The organism is Ideonella alba (assembly GCF_018069875.1).
GTDB lineage: Bacteria > Pseudomonadota > Gammaproteobacteria > Burkholderiales > Burkholderiaceae_C > Ideonella > Ideonella alba.
The window spans coordinates 50,672-69,152 of the sequence record NZ_JAGQDF010000010.1; the positions used below are offsets into that span (position 1 = coordinate 50,672).

General features: G+C 72.9%; 16 protein-coding genes. 9 read left to right on the top strand and 7 right to left on the bottom strand.

Annotated elements, in window-relative coordinates; genetic code table 11:
• Positions 1-567 carry an ECF-type sigma factor gene (locus KAK07_RS16710; RefSeq protein ID WP_210854404.1) on the bottom strand — a complete coding sequence of 189 codons (567 nt, stop codon included), beginning with the start codon at positions 565-567 and terminating at the stop codon, positions 1-3.
• A 160-nt stretch (positions 568-727) separates the two neighbouring features.
• Between KAK07_RS16710 and KAK07_RS16715 the strand changes: the two genes are divergently transcribed.
• The 6 genes from KAK07_RS16715 (at position 728) to KAK07_RS16740 (ending at position 9,807) form a co-directional block, all read left to right on the top strand.
• Positions 728-1,528 (top strand): alpha/beta fold hydrolase, encoded by an 801-nt coding sequence (locus tag KAK07_RS16715; protein ID WP_210854403.1) that lies wholly within the window; start codon positions 728-730, stop codon positions 1,526-1,528.
• Positions 1,521-3,419, top strand: a complete 1,899-nt coding sequence (locus KAK07_RS16720) for a PAS domain-containing hybrid sensor histidine kinase/response regulator family protein (RefSeq protein ID WP_210862010.1) — start codon at positions 1,521-1,523, stop codon at positions 3,417-3,419. The genes KAK07_RS16715 and KAK07_RS16720 overlap by 8 nt, the downstream gene beginning before the upstream one ends.
• 170 nt (positions 3,420-3,589) lie before the next feature.
• Positions 3,590-4,165 (top strand): ECF-type sigma factor, encoded by a 576-nt coding sequence (locus tag KAK07_RS16725; protein WP_210854401.1) that lies wholly within the window; start codon positions 3,590-3,592, stop codon positions 4,163-4,165.
• A gap of 22 nt (positions 4,166-4,187) precedes the next feature.
• Entirely contained in the window at positions 4,188-5,342 is a 1,155-nt protein-coding gene (locus tag KAK07_RS16730; RefSeq protein ID WP_210862012.1) for a serine/threonine-protein kinase, read from the top strand.
• A gap of 216 nt (positions 5,343-5,558) precedes the next feature.
• The gene (locus tag KAK07_RS16735) at positions 5,559-7,034 is read left to right on the top strand and encodes a hypothetical protein (protein ID WP_210862014.1); all 1,476 of its coding nucleotides are present in this window, start codon (positions 5,559-5,561) and stop codon (positions 7,032-7,034) included.
• A gap of 148 nt (positions 7,035-7,182) precedes the next feature.
• On the top strand, positions 7,183-9,807 hold the full coding sequence (locus KAK07_RS16740; RefSeq protein WP_210862016.1) for an ATP-binding protein: 2,625 nt from the start codon (positions 7,183-7,185) through the stop codon (positions 9,805-9,807).
• Positions 9,808-9,814: 7 nt separating this feature from the next.
• On the opposite strand, the gene KAK07_RS16745 is transcribed toward KAK07_RS16740, so the two are convergent.
• The 3 genes from KAK07_RS16745 to KAK07_RS16755 form a co-directional block, all read right to left on the bottom strand.
• Positions 9,815-10,831 carry a hypothetical protein gene (locus KAK07_RS16745; RefSeq protein WP_210854398.1) on the bottom strand — a complete coding sequence of 339 codons (1,017 nt, stop codon included), beginning with the start codon at positions 10,829-10,831 and terminating at the stop codon, positions 9,815-9,817.
• 81 nt (positions 10,832-10,912) lie between these two features.
• Positions 10,913-12,196: a PQQ-dependent sugar dehydrogenase gene (locus KAK07_RS16750; protein ID WP_210862018.1), complete on the bottom strand. Its 1,284-nt coding sequence runs from the start codon at positions 12,194-12,196 to the stop codon at positions 10,913-10,915.
• Between the two features lie 51 nt (positions 12,197-12,247).
• Complete coding sequence (locus KAK07_RS16755; RefSeq protein WP_247661134.1) at positions 12,248-12,877, bottom strand: LysE family translocator; 630 nt, start codon at positions 12,875-12,877, stop codon at positions 12,248-12,250.
• 107 nt (positions 12,878-12,984) lie between these two features.
• On the opposite strand from KAK07_RS16755, the gene KAK07_RS16760 reads away from it, so the two are divergent.
• Genes KAK07_RS16760 through KAK07_RS16770 form a run of 3 tightly spaced genes read left to right on the top strand, consistent with a single transcriptional unit; the run spans position 12,985 to position 14,160 of the window.
• Positions 12,985-13,443, top strand: a complete 459-nt coding sequence (locus KAK07_RS16760) for an Lrp/AsnC family transcriptional regulator (protein WP_210854396.1) — start codon at positions 12,985-12,987, stop codon at positions 13,441-13,443.
• 10 nt (positions 13,444-13,453) lie between these two features.
• Positions 13,454-13,699, top strand: a complete 246-nt coding sequence (locus KAK07_RS16765) for a DUF3297 family protein (protein ID WP_210854395.1) — start codon at positions 13,454-13,456, stop codon at positions 13,697-13,699.
• Positions 13,700-13,701: 2 nt separating this feature from the next.
• Positions 13,702-14,160 (top strand): hypothetical protein, encoded by a 459-nt coding sequence (locus KAK07_RS16770; protein WP_210854394.1) that lies wholly within the window; start codon positions 13,702-13,704, stop codon positions 14,158-14,160.
• On the opposite strand, the gene KAK07_RS16775 is transcribed toward KAK07_RS16770, so the two are convergent.
• The 3 genes from KAK07_RS16775 to KAK07_RS16785 form a co-directional block, all read right to left on the bottom strand.
• Entirely contained in the window at positions 14,126-14,635 is a 510-nt protein-coding gene (locus tag KAK07_RS16775) for a nucleoside 2-deoxyribosyltransferase (protein ID WP_247661133.1), read from the bottom strand. The two genes, KAK07_RS16770 and KAK07_RS16775, sit on opposite strands and share 35 nt — an antisense overlap.
• 19 nt (positions 14,636-14,654) lie before the next feature.
• Positions 14,655-16,682, bottom strand: a complete 2,028-nt coding sequence (locus KAK07_RS16780) for an NADPH-dependent 2,4-dienoyl-CoA reductase (RefSeq protein WP_210854392.1) — start codon at positions 16,680-16,682, stop codon at positions 14,655-14,657.
• Between the two features lie 157 nt (positions 16,683-16,839).
• Entirely contained in the window at positions 16,840-18,480 is a 1,641-nt protein-coding gene (locus tag KAK07_RS16785; RefSeq protein ID WP_210854391.1) for a SulP family inorganic anion transporter, read from the bottom strand.
• Position 18,481 lies beyond the last annotated feature (1 nt).

Sequence of the window (18,481 nt, forward strand, 5' to 3'; positions counted from 1 at the left end):
TCAGGAGAGCAGTTGCGCCTTCAGCAGCAGGCGCGCCTTCTGCCAGTCGCGCCGCACCGTGCGGTCGGTGACGCCCAGCGACTGGGCGATGGTCTGCTCATCCAGGCCGCCGAAGCAGCGCATCTCGACGATGCGCACCAGGCGCGGGTCGACCTGGGCCAAGGCTTCCAGCGCCTCGTGGATGCCCAGCACCTGCTCGTCGGACACCGCCACCGCATCGGCCACCTCGGTGCTGAGCGTGACGTGCAACTGGTCGCCGCCACGCCGCTCGGCGCGCCGCTGGCGCACGAAGTCGATCACGACCAGGCGCATCACGCGCGAGGCGTAGGCCAGGAACTGCCCTTCGCCGCCGGGCAGATCGGCCGCGTCCAGTCTGCGCAGGCGCAGCCAGGATTCGTGCACCAGCGAAGTGGTGTCGAGCAGCGTGACCCCCTCGCTGCGGCGCAGCCGCGCCCGCGCCAGCCGGCGCAGGTCCTGGTACAGGCCGGTGAAATGGGCGTCCGCCACGGGGGCCGAAGGCGGGGGCTCGACGGGCGGCGGGGGCCGGTCAGCCGGAGGCGAGCGCATGGCAGTTCTCCTGCGAAGACCGCGAGGGTGTCGGACGAGTATGCCAGCCGCCGGGTGGCCGGCGACCTCTGGCATGGGGCTTGACATGAAATAAGGAGGTCCCGGGGAGATGGGCTATGCTGTCCTGTCCGTGGCACCTGCTGCTTCCGAGACAACCACCATGACCGAGTCCCGCCTGTTGGCACACCATGCGGTGCTGTCCGGGTCCGGATCGGCCGCCACCGTGCTGGTCCACGGGTTTGGCTGCGACCGACACATCTGGCGCGCCGTGGTGCCGCGGATCGAAACCCTGTCGCGCGTGCTGGCATATGACCTGGCCGGCTGCGGCGATTCGGTATCCACCTGGGATCCCGCCCGGCACGGCAGCCTGCAGGGCCACGCCGACGATCTGCTCGCCCTGCTGGATGAGGCCGGTCAGGACCGTGTGACCGGGGTCGGTCATTCAGTGGGTAGCGTCATCCTGCTGCTGGCGGCGCTGGCCGCGCCACAGCGTTTCGAGCGACTGGTGCTGCTGGCCCCGTCGCCGCGCTTCCTCAACGATCCGCCCGACTATGTCGGCGGCTTCGAGCAGCGCGATCTGGACGAGCTGTTCCAGCTGATGGAGTCCAACCATTTCGGCTGGGCCCAGTTCCTGGCGCCGATGGCCATGGGGCAGTCCAATCCGGTGTCGCTGACGCGTGATTTCGAGCGCGCGCTGTGTTCGCTGGAGCCCCGCATCGCCCGCCAGTTCGCACGCCTGGCCTTCTCGGTGGATGTCCGCGCCCTGCTGCCGAGGCTGACGGTGCCGGCCCTGATCGTGCAATGCGCCGATGACAGCCTGGCGCCGGTGGCCGTGGGACGCTGGATGCACGCCCGGATGCCGGGCAGCTCGCTGGTCGAGTTGCCGATCTCGGGGCATTGCCCGCACGTGAGCCATCCCGAGGAGGTGGTGCGGCTGCTGCGCGGGGTGCTGCATGCCTGAGTCGCGGTCGTCCTGGGACGACCTGCCGGTGGGCGTCGCGCTGGTGTCCGCGGCCGGCGAACTGATCGAGGCGAATGCCTGCCTGGCCCAGTGGCTGGGCCAGCCTGTCGGGCTGCTCAGAGGCTCGCGCATCGACGACTGGCTGACCCGGGCCGGTCGGGTGCTGTACCACACCCATGTGCTGCCCACGCTGCACCTGCACGGTCAGCTGCAGGAGCTGAGCCTGTCACTGCAGTCGGGCGACATGACCCTGCCGGTGCTGGCCTGTGCCTCGCTGGGGGGCGCGGTCGATGCGCGGACGGTCCGTCTGGTGATGTCGCCGATGCGCGAGCGTCAGCGCCTGGAGCGCCAGCTCCAGCGCGCCCAACGTGCCGCGGATGCGGCACCGGTCCTGCTGTTCGAGTACGAGCGCGATGCCCTGGGCCGCGGCGTGTTCACCTACCTCAGCGCCGGCGTGGAGCGCCTGTACGGGCCTGTCGAGCAGGCCTCGATGGTGCCTGAGCAGGCGCTGTGGTCGCATGTGCATCCGGATGACCTGCCAGGGCTGTTGCGGGCGCGCGAGGACTCGGTGCGCGCCGGGGGGGTGTGGGGAGGGCACTTCCGGGTGCGCGCCCAGGGCGCCAGCGACTGGGCCATCCATGACATCCTGGCCACGCCGCAGCCCATGGGCGACGACCGCTGGACCTGGTATGGCACGATCGCCGACGTTACCCGGCAGCACGAGATCGAGCAGTCGGCGCAGCTGCGCGAGGCGGCTCAGCGCGCCAGCGCGGCCAAGAGCGAATTCATGGCACGTACCAGCCATGAGCTGCGCACGCCGCTCAACGGCATCCTGGGCTTCTCGCAGCTGATGGCCGAGGATGCGCGCGAGCCCCTGGGTCCCGAGCAGCGCCGCCGTCTGGGCGTCGTCAATGCCAGCGCGATGCAGCTGCTGGCGCTGATCAACGAGCTGCTCGACATTGCGCGCATCGAGGCCGGCGAGCTGCGCCTGCTGATGCAGCCCGTCCGCCTGCTGCCGCTGTTGCAGCAGGCGCTGGCGGCGATCGAGCCGATGGCCACCGGGGCCGGCCTGAGCATGACACTGCAGTGTCCGTTCACCGTGGCGGTCCAGGCCGATGCCACGCGCTTGCAGCAGGTCCTGACCAACCTGCTGTCCAACGCCGTCAAGTACAACAGCCGCCAGGGGCAGGTGGCCGTCGTGGTCCGCCACGCCGATGCTCAGGTGCGCATTGACGTGCAGGACAGCGGGCCCGGCATGAGCGCCGCGCAGCTGCGCCAGCTGTTCCAGCCCTTCAACCGCCTGGGGGCCGAGCGCACCGCCACCGAGGGCTCTGGCCTGGGCCTGGTGATCAGCCGCCAGCTGGTGGAGGCCATGGGCGGCCGGCTGGAGGTGACCAGCCAGCCCGGCCAGGGCTCCACGTTCAGCGTCACGCTGCCCACCGCCGCGGCGCGGCCAGCCGCGGTGCCGCGGGAGGAAGGCATGCCAGGCGCCCGACCGCCCGGACCGCGGCGGCGCGTGCTGTATGCCGAGGACAACCCGGTCAACGCCTTGCTGATGGAACAGGTGCTGGCACCCCTGGACGGGGTGGAGCTGCGCTTGGCGGCCAGCGGCGAGGAGGCGCTGGCCTGTGCCGCGCAGTGGCCGCCCGATCTGCTGCTGCTGGACATGCACCTGGGCGACATGGACGGCCGCACGCTGCTGGGCCGCCTGCGCGACCTGCCGGGTCTGGCCGGTGTGCCGGCGGTGGCGGTGTCGGCCGACGCCATGCCCGACGACGTGGCGCTGGCCCGCGCCAGCGGTTTCCAGGACTACTGGACCAAGCCGATCGATGTGCACCGGCTGCGCATCGGCCTGCTGCAGGCGCTGGAGCGGCGCGAACCGGCGCCATGACCTCCGCCGGCGCTGCAAATTAGGGGCGCGCCCACATCCGTTACCGCTGGGAGTTACATTTCGGCGCATCAGCGGCTGTCACAGGCGACAGCCGCCGTTGATGTTGGGAGAACGACGTGCGCCAGACCGCGGGCCCCGCAGGGGTCGGCGGGACTGCGCGCTGGCCTGCCATGACCGACCCCTCTGACACCTTGCCGGCTGTCGGCGAGCTGCTGGAGCGTTCCTCCGGCGGCGATGCCCAGGCGCTGCAGCAGCTCTTCGTCGTGCTGTACCCCGAGATCAAGCGGGTGGCGCGCGCTCGCCTGGCCCAGGTGCACGGCGCGCCGGGCCTGAACACCACGGCCCTGGTGCACGAGGGGTTCCTGCGCCTGGCCGATGCCTCGCGCCTGCACGGGCGCACGCGCGGGCAGTTCTTCGCCTATGTGGGCCAGGTGCTGCGCTCGGTGGTCATCGACCACCTGCGCAGCCTGGGTCGCGACAAGCGCGGCGGCGAGCAGATCATGGTCACGCTCTCCGAGGCGGCCGGCATGCCGGCCAACCTCAGCTCTGCCGAGGACCTGATCGCCTGCGACCGGGCGCTGAGCCGCATGCGCGAGATCGACGCCGCGCTGTACGAGCTGCTCGAGATCCATGTCTTCGCCGGCCTGACGATCGCCGAGGTGGCGACGCTGCGCGGCGTGGCCACCCGCACCGTCAACCGCGACCTGATCAAGGCGCGGGCGCTGCTGCGCGAACTGCTGGGCTGATGCGCCGGCCGCTGTCCACCCGATGATCGACCGCACGCAGTGGGAGCAGCTCTCGGCGCTGCTGGACGAGGCGCTGGATCTGGCCCCGGCCGAGCGCGCGACCTGGCTGGAGCGGGTATGTGCCCAGCAGCCGGCGCTGGCTACCGCGCTGCGGCGGATGCTGGCCCAGGCCGAGCGGGCCGAGGCGCAACCCGATGCGGCGCAGGCGCTGGTGACCGCCTTCGACCAATGGCTGGGTCCGGCACTGGTGCCGGGCGCCGACGAGCGCGCCACCAGTGACCTGCGGGGCCTGCCGCTGGGTGCCTGGGTGCTGGCCGAGAAGATCGGCGAGGGCGGCATGGGCCAGGTCTGGCGCGCCAACCGGGCCGACGGCCTGTTCCAGGGCGAGGCGGCGATCAAGCTGCTGCGGGCCGATCTGCCGGCCGAGCGCTTCTCGGCCCGATTCGCGCGCGAGCGGGCGGTGCTCGCACGCCTGAACCACCCCGCCATCGCCCGGCTGCTGGATGCCGGTGTGGCCCAGGGCCAGGCCTACCTCGTGCTGGAGCTGGTGCGCGGCCGGCCGCTGTCCGAACATGCCCGGCTGCATGCGCCGCTGCTGGACCAGCGGGTGGCGCTGCTGCGCAGCGTGGCCCAGGCGGTGGAGGCGGCCCATGCGCAGCTGGTGATCCACCGCGACCTCAAGCCGTCCAATGTGCTGGTCACCGCCGAGGGCCAGCCCAAACTGCTGGATTTCGGCGTCGCTGGCCTGTTGGACGACGACGCCGCGGCCGACGACCTGACGCGCCTGACCGGCCGCGGCCTGACCGTGGGGTACGCCGCGCCGGAACAACTGGCCGGCCAGCCGGTGGGTACCGCTGCGGATGTCTTCTCGCTGGGCGTGATGCTCTATGAGCTGGTCAGCGGCGCACTGCCCTTCGGCGCCGCGGGCGACAGCCGGGCGAGCCTGGAGCGCGCGGTGATGGACACCGAGCCCCACCGCCTGCTGAGCGCCACCCCGACGCCGGGGGGACCCGGCCCGGCCGAGGACGCCGGGCGCGCCCGCGGCGACCTGGAGGCGGTGATCGCCAAGGCACTGCACAAGGACCCGGCACAGCGCTACCGCAACGTCAGCGCCTTCATCGAGGACCTGGACCACTGGTCGGCCCGCCGGCCGGTGCGCGCCCAGCGCCGCGACTGACGCCATGACAGCCTGCTGTGGCTGCGCCGCCATGCGCTGCTGGCGGGCAGCACGGCGATCGTCACCTGCTCGCTGGCGATCGGTCTGGGCACCAGCCTGTGGCAATGGCAGCGGGCCAAGGAGGCCGCGCGGCAGTCGGACGAGGTCACGGCCTACCTGCAGGAGCTGCTGGCCTCGGCCAGCCCCGATCGCCATGGCGGCGAGTGGCCCACCGTCTTGCAGCTGCTGCGCAAGGCGCGCGAAGACGTGCTGCAGCGCTTCGGCGATTCGCCCGAGACCCGGCTGCGCGTGCTGCAGGTGCTGGTGGCGACCAACCAGCAGCTCAACCGCCACGACATCGCGCAGCCGCTGGCGCGCGAGCTGGTGGCGCTGAGCGTGCAGATCCACGGGGAGGAGTCCGCGCCCACGCTGAAGGCCCGGCTCGACCAGTCCCGCAGCTGGATCCTGCAGGGCCAGCCCGACCTGATCGTCGAGAGCATCGCCCCGGCGATCCCACGCCTGCGGCGGGTGTTCGGCGCCGACAGCGACGAGCTGCTCAACGGCCTGATGCTGCTGGACGCCGCCTATGCCCGCCTGGGCCGCGCCGACGAGGCCGCCCAGGCCCTGGCGCAGGCCTGGCAGATCATCGAGCCGATGCAGGGCCCCGAGGCCGAGCGCATGCGCGCCAGCTACCTGAACCACCTGAGCATCGTCCAGAGCGCCCAGGGCCATCTGCGCGAGGCGATCAACACGCTCAAGCGCACCGAGGTCTACTGGGGCCGCACCGAGCCGAACTGGCAGCGCGAGGTGCTGACCTACCAGCGCAACCTGCTGGCGCTGCAGATCCGGGCGGGCGACTACGGCGACATCGAACCCCGGCTGCGCAGCCTGCTGCCGCGCATCGATGCGCTGATGAAGCCGGGCAGCGGCCTGAACCTCTCGCTGCGCCACGAGCTGGGGCGCTTCCTGCTGGAGACCGGCCGCTGGCCCGAGGCCCTGCGCCAGCGCGACGAGGACCTGGCCTACGCCCGGGCGGCCGGCGTGGTGCACCCGGTCGCCCAGATGGCGCTGCAGGCCCAGCGCCTGCAACTGCAGGGCCTGACGCATGCCGTGGCGCCGGCCGCGTACGACGCCCAGGCCCGCGCCCTGATGCAGCAACTGCAGACGGAGCAGGAGTGGCTGGGGCAGCAGCGCGTGGAGATCCGCCTGGCGCTGGCCCGCGGCGCCCTGGCCCTGGACCTGGGCGAGCTGGCCGGCTCGCTGGTCGATGCACTGCGGCAGGAGCCTGGGGTGCGTGACGGCTGGGATCGGCCGGTGCGTGCCCGGGTGGACAGGCTGTCGGCCCAGCTGGCGCGCTGGCGGGGCGACCTGCCGGCGGCGCGCCAGCTGCTGGCGCGGCTGGTGGCGGCCGGGCCCGGGATGGCCGGCCCCACGGTCGAGGCCTGGTCGACTGCCCTGGACCACGCCTGGGTGCTGCAGCAGCTGGGGGCGGCCGGTGCCGCCGAGGCGCTGGCCGAGGCGCAGCGGCGCCGGCCGCCGTCCGTGCCGCCGGGGCACCCGCTGGACCAGGTGCAGCGCTACCTCGAGCGGGCCTCGGACACGCGCGACCCGGCAGGCGCGCGGGCGGCCCTGGCCGCGATCCTGGCGTCGCAGGGCGCGGCCACGACGGAGGTGACCGGGGGGCGGGCCTCGCTGTTCGGCGCGCTGATCTGAAGCGCCGCCGAGCACCGGGCCGCGGCGGACCCAGCCTGCCGTGGACTCGGTGTTTTCCCGCACCTGTGTCGCACAGGCGGGTCCGGCGACGTCTGTACCAGCATCACGGCCACCCACGGTGGGTGGCTGCGCAGACCCCGCCCGGCCCATGAACCCACCTGTCCCCGTCAGCCCGCACCTGTCGACCGCCACGCGCGTGGTCTCGGGCGAGGAGCTGGTGATCGACCGCCGTGCGCGCCGCGTGTATCGGCAGGGGCAGCCGCTGACGGTGGGGGTGCGCGCCTTCGAGCTGCTCAGCGCGCTGATCGACGCCGACGGGCGGGTCCTCAGCGCCGAGGAGCTGCGCCGTCAGGTGTGGGAGGACAAGTCGGTGGGCGACAACAACCTGCGCGTGCAGCTGACGCTGCTGCGCCGGGTGCTGGGCGCCGACGCCATCGTCCATCACCGCGGCCGCGGCTACCAGCTGGTGCTCAGCACCCGGGCGCAGGAGGACGCGGCCGAACTCGCCGCCGAGGCCCTGTCGGTTGCCCCGAAGGACGACCTGCCGGAGTCGCCCTGGCCGCTGGTGGGGCGTGACCGCTGTCTGGCCGAGGTCTCGGCGCGCCTGCTGCAGCACCAGCGCGTCACGCTGCTGGGCCCGCCGGGGGTCGGCAAGAGCGGCCTGGCGCTGGCTGCGGCGCGGGCCGCCGCGGGCGATGCCGGCCGGCCGGTGTGGTGGATCCACCTGGCCCCGCTGCGTGATGGTCTGCAACTGGCCAGCGCGATCCGGTCGGTGCTGCAGCTCGACATCAGCGGTCCGCTGTCGCTGGAGCGGGTGGGCTCGGCCCTGGGTGACCGCGAGGGCCTGCTGGTGCTGGACGCCTGCGAACACCTGCTGTCGCTGGTCACCGCCTTCTGCGATCGTCTGCTGCGGGTGGCGCCCCACGTGCGCGTGCTGGCCACCACCCGCAAGAGCCTGCGCAGCGCCGGCGAGCAGGTGCTGGTCGTGCCGCCGCTGGAGCTGCCGGCCGAGGCGCCTGACACGCCGCTGGGCGCGGTGCGCGCCAGCAGCGCCTGCCAGCTGTTCGAGATGCGCGTGCGCTCGGCCGACCCGCGCTTCCGGCTGACCCCGGTGAACGCGCCGGTCGTGGCCGAGATCTGCCGCCGGCTCGACGGCAACCCCCTGGCCCTGGTGCTGGCCGCCAGCCGCGTGCCCTCGGTGGGTCTGCTGGACCTGCGCGATTCGCTGGACCAGCGCCTGACCTGGGTGCGACCGGCGGTCGATGACGACGAGCGCCACCAGAGCCTGCATGCCGCGCTGGCGTCCAGCCACGCCTTGCTCCGGGCCGCCGAGCAGCGCCTGCTGTGGGTGGTCAGCGTCTTCGATGGCCCCTTCGGTCTGGACGACGCGCGGGCCGTGGCCCATGCCGACCCGGCGCTGGACCGGGTGTCGCTGGTGGACGCGATGGCCACGCTGGTCGAGCACGGACTGGTCGAGGTGGACGGCGACAGCCTGCTGGGCGCCGATGCGGCGCGGGCGCGCTACACGCTGCACGAGTCGGTGCGCCTGTTTGCGCGCGACCTGTTGCAGGGCTCGGGTCGGCTCGACGATGTGCTGCGCGCCCATGGCCACCACCTGCTGACCCAGTTGAAGGACCGCCAGGCGACCGACCGTCCGGCCCTGGCGCAGCCCGACGCGGTGCGGCGTCAGCACGCCAGCGTGCAGCGGGTGATCGCCTGGGCCAGCGCGGCCGATCCGCTGCTGGCGCTGCGCCTGTGCGCGCTGTGCGCCACGCCCTGGCGCCGCATGGGCCTGCATGCGCTGGCGCGACAGTTGGCGCGGCCCCTGCTGGCCCTGCCGGTGGAGCCCGCCCAGGTCTCGGCCCGCATTGAGCTGCTGCTGGCGCTGTGTGCGGTGGATGCCGAATTGGAGGACGCCGCGGCCGTGCTGGCCGACGCCACCGAGGCCCTGGCGCTGCTGGACGGGCGTCCGGACACCTGGCAGCGCGCGCAGGCGCTGGGCTGGCGCGCCCAGGCCTGGGTGCTCGATGGCCGGCTGGGTCTGGCCTGCGAGGGGCTGGCCGAGGCCGTGCCGCTGTGGCGCGAAACCGGCGACGAGCGCGGTCTGAGCCAGGCCCTGCAGCAGCAGGGCGGCGCGCTGCTGATGGCCGGCCGCAGCGAGGAGGCGCGTGCCGCGCTGCAGGAGGCCCAGATGCTGTGCCGCGCCGCCCGCGAACGCAGCCTCGGTGAGGACGACTGGGGTCTGATGCAGATCCACGAGCAGCTGGGCGAGCTGGAACTGGGCGCGGGCCAGGTGTCGCTGGCGGCCGAGCACCTGGAGCGGGCGGCGCTGCTGGCCCGGCGCGCACCCAACCACTTCCGCCTGGCGCGCACCCTGGCCCTGCTGGGCCATGTGTACCTGCGCCTGGGCGAGCGCGAGCAGTCGGCGGTGTGCGTGGCCGAAGGCATCGACATCGCGCTGCGCCAGGGCTTCGCGCGGCTGCTGGCCGACAACGCCAGCGTGCTCTCCGGTGTGCTGATGGCCGCCAACCAGCCGGTGCGGGCCCTGGCGGCCAGCCGCTATGCCGAGCGCCAGCGCGAGCGCCTGGGCATGCTGTGCCCGCCGGTGATGCAGGACCTGATGGATGTGGTGGCCCTGCAGGTGGTGACGGCGATCCCGGCGCGCCAGCGGCGCGCTGCCGAAGCGCAGGCCGAACTGGTCACGCTGGAAGAGCTGCGCGACTGGGCCGGCGACGTGGCGGGCCTGCCGCCCGGCGGCCCGCTGGCGCACTGAGTCGGCTTCAGTCCGGCGTGGGTGCGGTGGGCGGGGCGGGGGTCGGCGCCGGCTTCATCGAGGCCCGCAGCGTCATGAAGCGGCCCAGCAGGTCGAACCAGAACGGCGCGCCCAGCATCACCGCGAAGGCGCTGACCAGCCAGCCCAGGGCCAGCATCATCAGCGCCAGCGGATCGGCGTTCTGCAGGCCGCCCTGCGGCGCCAGCTGGGGCAGGCTGCCGCCGGGCTGCCAGCCGATCGGCAGGCCGATCGCGCCCAGCCGGTGCTGCAGCGCATCGAGCCGCTGGGCCGGCGCCTGACCGGCCAGACCGGCCTGGGCGTCCTGCACCAGGCTGGCCTGCTGCACCGCCGCCTCGCGCAGCGCGCGGTCGGCCAGCAGGCGGTTCATCACGTGCAACGCATCGATGTTCAGCACCACCGCGGCCAGCAGACCCACCGTGAACAGCACGGCCTGGGTGCGGCGCTTGTACCAGCCGCTGGCCCGCTGCATGGTGCCGTCGAACCACTGGGCCAGGTGCTGCCGCGTCGCCGCCAGGTCGTCATTGCCGCGGTCCAGCGCCCACAGCAGCACGCGCCGCAGGTGCGGCGAGTCGTACTGCGCCACGCGTTCACGCAGCGCCTGGGGTGTCAGCGGGGCGTTGGCGGCGGCGCTGCCGTCGCCGCGCGCCACCAGGTCGATCAGCGCATCGGCAAAGCGCTCCGAGGGAATGTAGGAGGGCAGCTGGCGCCGCGCATGCAGCCGCATGTGCCTGGACCCCAGGCCCGGTGTGAAGGGGCTGCGCCAGAGCTTCTTCGGGTCGTAGCGGCCCTGGAACAGCGAGTAGATCAGCGGGTGCTCGTACAGGCGCTGGGCGACCGTGCCGTCGTCGTCGTTGAGCAGCACGCGCAGGCCGCGCTCCAGGTCCATCGCGCGCCACTTCATGATGCCCTCGATCCATTCCTGGATCGCGGTGCAGATCAGCGACATCGTGAGGAACAGGAAGGCCATGCCGATGGCGACTTCCAGGGTTTCCGAATTGAACATGGGCCTCTCGGGCGGTGGGGCCACCAGTCTCGTCGGACCCCGGGCCGGCGGGCACCCGGCAAGATAGGGATGCCGCAGCGATCAGGGCGCGCTGTAGCGGATGCGGTAGAGCGCGCCGGCGTGGTCGTCCGAGACCAGCAAGGAGCCATCCGGCAGCTCGGCCACATCCACCGGGCGGCCCCAGTAGCGGCCCTGGTCCAGCCAGCCCTCGGCGAACACGGTGGGCGCGCCGGCCTGGCCGTCGGGCTGCAGCGGCACGAAGTTCAGCAGCGCGCCGGTGGCCTGGCTGCGGTTCCAGGAGCCGTGCGAGGCGACGAAGATGCCGCCGCGGAAGCTGGCCGGGAACTGCCTGCCGCGGTAGAAGTGCATGCCCAGCTGCGCCTGGTGCGCGGGGAACTCGGCCTGCGGCGGGGTCCAGGCGGCGGGCGGCGGCAGGTCCTTCAGGTCCGGGGCCACGGCGGTGCCGGCCACCGGGGTGTTGCGGCCGTGGATGAAGGGGTAGCCAAAGTGCTCCCCGCCCGGGCGGGTGATGCGGTTGAGCTCGCCGGGCGGGATGTCGTCGCCCATGTGGTCGGTCTGGTTGTCGGTGAACCAGACGGTGCCGGTGCCGGGCTGCAGGTCCATGCCCACGCTGGCGCGCACGCCGCGTGCCAGCACCTCGCGGGCGCTGCCGTCGGCCACGCGCAGGCGCACCAGGCCGCCGATGCCCAGGCGCTCATAGAGCGCCACCTTCTCGCGCGGCTGCACGTTGTAGGGCTGGCCCAGGGTGATGTAGAGCCAGCCGTCGTCGGACACGCGGCAGGTGCGGTCGCCATGGTTGGGCCGGGCCTCTTCCGGCGGCACCAGCGTTCCCTGGGGCACCACGGTGACCAGCTCCAGCGAGGCATCGGTGCCCGCGCGCGACGCTCCCACCAGGCGCAGCACCCGGTTGCGCTCGGCCACCACCAGGTCACCAGCGGGCGTCAGGCACACCCCGTTGGGCGACACAAAGCCCTGGCCGGGCGCCAGGGCCCGCACCTCGTCGGCCTGGCGGTCACCGTCGCGGTCGGTCACGGCCCAGACCGTGTCGCGGCGGGTGCCGACGAAGACCCGGTCGCCCGCCGGCGACACCGCCAGGTGGCGCGCCCCGGGCACCAGCGCGTAGAGCTCGATCTGGAAACCCGCGGGCAGGCGCACGCGCCGCAGCTGTTCACGCAACTGCTGCGCCTTGGCATCCTGCTGCGGGACGGGCGGCTGCGCGGCATCGAAGGCGGGCACCCGCTGCGCAGCGGCCGGGGCGCCGGCCAGGGCCAGCACCAGCGTGACCAGACCGGACAAGACGGATGCGGCGGACAGGAGCGGCGGGGTGGGGCGGGCAATGGGCATGTGGCGATTCTCGGCGTCGTGCGGCGACCCGGCTGCTGGCGGGGGCTCTGCTCAGGCGCCCAGCTGCGCCCACTGCCACAGCGCAAAGGCGGCCAGCAGCAGCGCCGAGGCGGCATTGATGCGGCGTCGCCAGGCGTCGTCCAGCGCATGGCGCAGGCGGCTCACGCCCCAGCTCAGGCCCAGCCACCACAGCGCGGAGCCCAGCCACACACCCAGCACCATCAGCGTGGGCGACAGCGGCGGGCCGCCGGCGCCCGCCAGTGCGCCGAAGACGGCGATGAAGGACAGGATGGTCGCCGGGTTCGACAGGGTCAGCGCGAAGGTGCCGCCGAAATGGCGCAACAGGTCGCCGCCCGAGGGCAGCGGGGCCGCGCCAGTGGCCAGCGGTGCGCGCCAGGTCTGCCAGGCCAGCCACAGCAGCAGCGCACCGCCGCCCAGCGCCAGCGGCACCCGCGCGCCCACCAGCCAGGTGATCGCCGCCTGCACGCCCCAGGCGCCCAGCGCGCCATAGGCGGCGTCGGCGCAGGCGGCGCCCAGACCGGTGGCCAGTCCAGCGGCCATGCCGCCGTCCAGCGTGCGGCGGATCGTCAGCAGGCCGATCGGGCCGACCGGGGCGGCAATGCCCAGTCCGACCAGCACGGCCTGCAGGAAACGGGAATCAGTCAGTGCATCCGTCATCATGATCAGGATGCTAAGTGGGTCAATCGGTCATGACCAGTCGATTTGTCTGGTCTAGCGGCGGCATTGGCGTATGATTTTCTGGTCCGAAGCACTTGGTACCGAAAACCATGACCTTCGATGTCGATGCCCGTTCCTGGGCCCTGCTGCAGGCGCTGCAGCGCGATGGCCGGGCACCGCTGAAGGTCCTGGCTGAAGCCTGCGGCCTGAGCGTGGCCGCCACCGCTGAGCGGCTGCGACGTTTGCAGGACGCCGGCGTGGTGCGGGGCGTGCACGCCGAACTCGACCCGGTGCGGGCCGGCTACGGTGTGCAGGCCGTGGTGGCCATCCAGGCGCCGCAGCCCGGCAAACAGCCGCTGCTGGCCTGTCTTCAGGAGATGCCCGAAGTGCTGGAGTGTCACCACGTGACTGGGGCCGATTCCTACCTGGTGCAGGTGGTGGCGGTGGACCTGGCCCACCTGGAAACGCTGGTGTCCGCGATCAGCCGTTGGGGCGAGACGCGCACCTCGCTGGTCTTCTCGACGCCGATCCGCCGCCGGCCGCTGCAGCCGCCGCGCCGACCTGCCTAGAATCCCCACCATGACCGAAACCACCAAGCCTGCGCTGCCCGACCGCCTGAGCGTCGACCCCAAGAGCCCGCACCATGTGGCGGCGGTGTTCGAACACGAGATCGGCATCCGCTTCAACGGCAAGGACCGCTTCGACGTCGAGGAATACTGCCTCAGCGAAGGCTGGATCAAGGTGCCCGCCGGCAAGACGCTGGACCGCAAGGGCCGGCCGCTGTGCATCAAGCTCAAGGGGGCGGTGGAGGCCTTCTACCGCTGAAGGTGCAGCACGACTTCAGCACGCCGGCGGCGCTCTGGAGCGATTTCACGCTGCATGCCAGCGTGCTGGCCGTGGCGGCGGTGGGGGTGTCGCTGGCGGTGTGGGCCCTGGGTCGCCGAAGCCTGCCGCGCTGGGGGGTTGGCGAGTCGGCGCTGGTGGGCGCGCTGCTGCTGCTGATCGGCCTGTGGGTGATCCAGGCACAAACCCTGGACCGGTTCTGGCGCATCGAGGCCTCGGCGGGCCAGCTGCGGCTGTTCCCGCGTGAGGGGGAGCCGGTGATCTGGCGTGCGGCCGACATCGATGATGTCCGCTATGGCTTCCGGGGCAAGCTGGCCTACGGGCCGTGCCGGCTGGTCGTTGAGACGCGTGATGGCCAGCGCCTGCTCACCGCCAGCCAGCGCCTGACCCTGCAGGACTGCCAGGCGCTCAGGGCGCAGGTGCTGCGCGCTCTGGCACCTTGAGCGCCCTGGCATCCAGCGCGCGCAGCGCGGCGGCGGCGTCGCCCCGCACCAGCCTGGCCGCGCCGGCCAGCATCAGATTGCGCGGCAGCCCGAAATCCTCGACCAGCAGGCCTTGCGCATCATGGCTGCCGCCCAGCTGCGCCCGCAGCGGTCGGTCGTCGTCCAGGTAGCCCAGCACCGGCGTGCCCAGGGCCGCGGCAAAGCCCACCTCGAACGCGGTGCCCGAGTCGGGTTCATGGCCGCGGAAGTCGTTCAGGTTGGCCAGCACCAGGTCGGCGCGACGGATCAGCGCGCAGTTGGCCTCGTAGATCCAGCGCGCTGCGGCGGGCCCCTGCAGCCCCTCGGGCAGGGTGTTGTCCAGCGGGTACAGCCCGGTGTGGCCATGCGCTGCGCACAGCGCCTTCAGCCGCTCGCCCTGGGCCAGCGCATCCGGGCGAAAGACATCGAAGCCGGCCAGGTAGATCGTCAGCGCCATGGGCGCCAGTATCGCCCGCCTACAGCCGGGCCCCGAGGCGCACGCCCTGGTCGATGGCGCGTTTCGCATCGAGCTCGCCGGCCTCCTGGGCGCCGCCGATCACATGCACGGTCAGCCCGAGGGCTTGCAGCGGCGCCTGCAGCGCACGCAGCGGCTCCTGGCCGGCGCACAGCACCACGGTGTCGACCTCCAGCCAGCGCGGGTTCTCGCGCTGCTCGCCTTCGCTGATCTTCAGGCCGGCGTCGCTGATCTGCTCGTAGTTCACGCCGCCCAGCATGCGCACGCCGGCGCGCTTGAGCACGCTGCGGTGGATCCAGCCGGTGGTCTTGCCCAGGCCGGCACCGGGCTTGCTGGCCTTGCGCTGCAGCAGCCAGACCTGGCGGGCCGGCGGATGCGGCTCGGCCTCGGGGGCCAGGCCGCCGCGGGCCAGCGCCGGGTCGGTCACGCCCCACTCGGCCAGCCAGGCGGGCAGGTCCAGCGCGGTGCTGCGGCCCTGGTGGGTCAGGAACTCGGCCACGTCGAAGCCGATGCCGCCGGCACCCACCACCGCCACCCGCGGCCCGACCGGGGCGCCACGCAGCACGTCGATGTAGCTCAGCGCCTTGGGATGGGGCAGGCCCGGGATGGACGGCGTGCGCGGCAGCACGCCGGTGGCCAGCACCACCTCGCTGACGCCCAGCGCCTGCAGCGACTCTGCGGTGGCCCGCGTGTTCAGGTGCAGCCGCACGCCGGTGCGGTTCACGCGTTCGCCCCAGTAACGCAGCGTCTCGTGGAACTCCTCCTTGCCGGGCACCTGCTTGGCCAGGTTCAGCTGACCGCCGATCTCGGCGGCGGCGTCGACCAGGTGCACGGTGTGGCCGCGCTCGGCCAGCGTGGTGGCGGCGGCCAGCCCGGCCGGTCCGGCGCCGACCACGGCGACGGTCTTGCGGGCGCTGGTGGGGGTGATCAGGATCTCGGTCTCGCGGCAGGCCCGCGGATTGACCAGGCAGCTCGAGAGCTTGTTGTCGAACACATGGTCCAGGCAGGCCTGGTTGCAGGCGATGCAGGTGTTGATCTCGCGCGCGCGGCCCTCGCGCGCCTTCTTCACGAAGTGGGCGTCGGCCAGCAGCGGCCGCGCCATCGAGACCATGTCGGCATAGCCTTCGGCCAGCAGGGTGTCGGCCAGCTCGGGCGTGTTGATGCGGTTGCTGGTGATCAGCGGGATGCCCACCTCGGCCTTCATCTTCTTCGTCAGCCAGGCGAAGGCGGCGCGCGGCACGCTGGTGGCGATGGTGGGCACACGGGCCTCGTGCCAGCCGATGCCGGTGTTGATGATGGTGGCGCCGGCCGCCTCGATGGCCTTGGCCAGCTGCACCACCTCGTCCCAGCTGGAGCCGCCGGGCACCAGGTCGATCATCGACAGGCGGTAGATCAGGATGAAATCGGGGCCCACCGCCTCGCGGGTGCGGCGCACGATCTCCACCGGCAGGCGCATGCGGTTCTCGTACGAACCGCCCCAGCGGTCGTCGCGGTGGTTGGTGGCCGCCGCGATGAACTGGTTGATGAAGTAGCCCTCGCTGCCCATGATCTCGACGCCGTCGTAGCCGGCCTCGCGGGCCAGCGTGGCGCAGCGCACGAAGGCGCGGATCTGGCGCTCGATGCCGCCCTCGGACAGCTCGCGCGGGCGGAAGGGCGAGATCGGGCTCTTGATCGCCGAGGGCGCCACCGCCAGCGGCTGGTAGGCATAGCGGCCGGTGTGCAGGATCTGCAGCGCGATCCTGCCGCCGCGCTGGTGCACCGCCTCGGTGACCACCCGGTGGCGCCTGACCGCTCCGCGCGTGGCCAGCGTGCCGGCGAAGGGCTTGGCCCAGCCCTCGATGTTGGGCGCGAAGCCACCGGTGACGATCAGGCCGACCTCGCCCTCGGCGCGCTCGGCGAAGTAGGCGGCCAGCTTGGTGAGGTCGCGGCCTTCTTCCAGACCGGTGTGCATCGAGCCCATCAGCACGCGGTTCTTCAGCGTGGTGAAGCCCAGGTCCAGGGGTTGCAACAGGTGGGGGTAATGGCTCATGGTCGGGGCACGGGTGGACGGCTCGGCCGATTGTGGTGGCGCCGGGCCACCGGGCGACTGGAGGTTTCGCCCTAATCGATGTCGCGCAGGTGACGCGCGGTACGGGGGTCAGGGCCTGTCCACACCACCGCCACCCTTCCGGTCGTGTGAACAGGCCCTAGCGCGGGTCGGCGTCAGGCTGCAGGGCCTGGTGCATGCTCAGGAACACCCGGCCATGGGCGCGCGCGGCCCAGTCGGCGGTCTTCAGGCGGTCCATCAGGGGGCCCTTGACCTCGGCCAGATCCAGCCGCACGCCGCGGGCATGCAGCGCTTCGTCGAGCGCCAGCAGCGCCGTCAGGCCGCTGAAGTCGATCGCGTTGACCGGCGACATCTGCAGCACCACGCGGCGGGTGTCCTCGTCCAGCTGGTCCTGCACCAGGCTGCCCAGGTCGCGGGCGTTGGTGAACAGCAGGCTCTCGTCGATGCGCAGCGCCACCACGCCGGGCTGTTCCTCGGTGGCGTGGCGCTCGATGTTGCGGTAGTGCTCGGTGCCGGGCACGCGGCCGATGCGGGCCACGTGCGGGTCGGCGGTGCGCTGCAGCAGCAAGGCGGCCGACAGCGCCACGCCCACGCTCAGCGCCACCTCCATGCTGGCCAGCACGGTCAGCGCGGCCACGCCCAGCATCACCCAGAACTCCTCGCGGGCATAGCGCCAGGCCAGGCGGAACGGCTGGAGATCAAGCATCGACGAGGCCGCCAGCACGATCGTGGCCGCCAGCACCGCCCGCGGCAGCAGGGCCAGCGGGGCGGCCAGCAGCAGCGCACTGAGCGCCATCAGGCCGGCGACGATCACCCCCACCCGCAGGCTGCGGGCATTCGCCTCGAAGGCCACGGCGCTGCGCGACAGGCCACCGCCCACCGGCATGCCGCCACTCAGCGCCGCCAGCAGGTTGGCACCGCCCAGGCCGCACAGTTCGCGCCGCGGCACCAGGTGCTGGCGCCGCCGCGCGGCCAGCGAGCCGGCCACCGCCAGGTGCTCGACCGACACCAGCAGCGCCAGCAGCGCGGCGCTGGGCAGCATCAGCCGCCACAGCGCCGGGTCCAGTGCCGGCCAGGTGGGTCGGATGGCCAGCGCCGGCAACGCGCCCACCACCGCCACGCCGTGGCCGCTGGCATCGGCCAGCGCGGCCCCGGCGATCGCCAGGGCCATCACCGCCAGCGGCGCGGCGCGCCCCGCCTGGCCGCCGGCGCGACGGCCCAGCCACAGCAAGGTGATGGCGGCGACGGTGATGCCCAGCGTGAGCAGGTGGCCCGGACGCGCGGCGCCCAGCCAGCCGGCCGCGACATCCACCAGCCGCGTGCCCCCGGACGAGCTGCCCGCCAGCACCGGCAGCTGCGTGATGACGATGGTCAGCGCGGCGCCGGTCATGAAGCCGTGCAGCACCGGCACGCTCAGCAGCGCCACCAGCGCATCGAAGCGCAGGGCGGCACCCAGCAGCAGCACCGCGCCGGTCTCCAGCGCCAGCACGCCGGCCAGCGCGGCGGCGGAGGTGCCCTCGGGCGCCACGGCCAGCGCATGCTGCAGGGCCTGGGCCGTCATCAGCGACAGCACCGCGCCAGGACCCATCACGCTGACCGGGCTGGTGCCCACCGCGGCGTAGGCCAGCGCGGGCACGATGCTGGCCGCCAGGCCCAGCTCGGCCGGCAGACCGGCCAGCAGCGCATAGGCCAGGCTCTGCGGGATCAGCAGCAGCGTGATGATGCCGGCGGCGACGGCGTCGTCGCGCCAGGAGGGGGGCAGGGCCTGGGGGGCGGGCAAG

Bases quoted from the DNA above. Each gene is read 5' to 3' on its own strand.
- KAK07_RS16765 (WP_210854395.1), top strand. From the start codon at position 13,454: ATGACCGAAACCACCAAGCCTGCGCTGCCCGACCGCCTGAGCGTCGAC.
- KAK07_RS16775 (WP_247661133.1), bottom strand. From the start codon at position 14,635: ATGGCGCTGACGATCTACCTGGCCGGCTTCGATGTCTTTCGCCCGGAT.
- KAK07_RS16780 (WP_210854392.1), bottom strand. From the start codon at position 16,682: ATGAGCCATTACCCCCACCTGTTGCAACCCCTGGACCTGGGCTTCACC.
- KAK07_RS16715 (WP_210854403.1), top strand. From the start codon at position 728: ATGACCGAGTCCCGCCTGTTGGCACACCATGCGGTGCTGTCCGGGTCC.
- KAK07_RS16745 (WP_210854398.1), bottom strand. From the start codon at position 10,831: ATGTTCAATTCGGAAACCCTGGAAGTCGCCATCGGCATGGCCTTCCTG.
- KAK07_RS16760 (WP_210854396.1), top strand. From the start codon at position 12,985: ATGACCTTCGATGTCGATGCCCGTTCCTGGGCCCTGCTGCAGGCGCTG.
- KAK07_RS16750 (WP_210862018.1), bottom strand. From the start codon at position 12,196: ATGCCCATTGCCCGCCCCACCCCGCCGCTCCTGTCCGCCGCATCCGTC.
- KAK07_RS16725 (WP_210854401.1), top strand. From the start codon at position 3,590: ATGACCGACCCCTCTGACACCTTGCCGGCTGTCGGCGAGCTGCTGGAG.
- KAK07_RS16740 (WP_210862016.1), top strand. From the start codon at position 7,183: ATGAACCCACCTGTCCCCGTCAGCCCGCACCTGTCGACCGCCACGCGC.
- KAK07_RS16755 (WP_247661134.1), bottom strand. From the start codon at position 12,877: ATGATGACGGATGCACTGACTGATTCCCGTTTCCTGCAGGCCGTGCTG.
- KAK07_RS16710 (WP_210854404.1), bottom strand. From the start codon at position 567: ATGCGCTCGCCTCCGGCTGACCGGCCCCCGCCGCCCGTCGAGCCCCCG.
- KAK07_RS16720 (WP_210862010.1), top strand. From the start codon at position 1,521: ATGCCTGAGTCGCGGTCGTCCTGGGACGACCTGCCGGTGGGCGTCGCG.
- KAK07_RS16730 (WP_210862012.1), top strand. From the start codon at position 4,188: ATGATCGACCGCACGCAGTGGGAGCAGCTCTCGGCGCTGCTGGACGAG.